General features: G+C 69.7%; 1 protein-coding gene. It reads right to left on the bottom strand.

The window, feature by feature from the left end; genetic code table 11:
• Nucleotides 1–112, bottom strand: a 112-nt coding sequence (locus G8O24_RS43575; protein ID WP_438503281.1) for a DUF3991 domain-containing protein, incomplete at its 3' end; no start/stop codon positions are given.
• Between the last annotated feature and the right edge of the window lie 132 nt (nucleotides 113–244).

Here is a 244-nt window from a genome sequence, read left to right as displayed (position 1 = left end):
GGCCGAGCCGGAACAGCTCTTTGGCCCCGCCGGTCGCATATCCGCGCCATTGGGGGCCGCGCTCCTCCCAGCCGACCACGATGCCGTTCTCGCTGCGATGAGCCGCCCACATGCTGCCATGCGGCCCGATACGCTCTACGTCAGCACCGGCGGCGGCTGGTCTCCTGCGAGCGAGGATGCGATCCGCCGCTTAGCGGCACGGCCGAACACGCATCTCGTGGCGGCGACCGACAACAATCGCCAG

This window comes from Bradyrhizobium campsiandrae (assembly GCF_014529705.1).
In the GTDB taxonomy this organism is placed as follows: domain Bacteria; phylum Pseudomonadota; class Alphaproteobacteria; order Rhizobiales; family Xanthobacteraceae; genus Bradyrhizobium; species Bradyrhizobium campsiandrae.
This window is presented reverse-complemented; position numbering and strand designations above follow the sequence as displayed.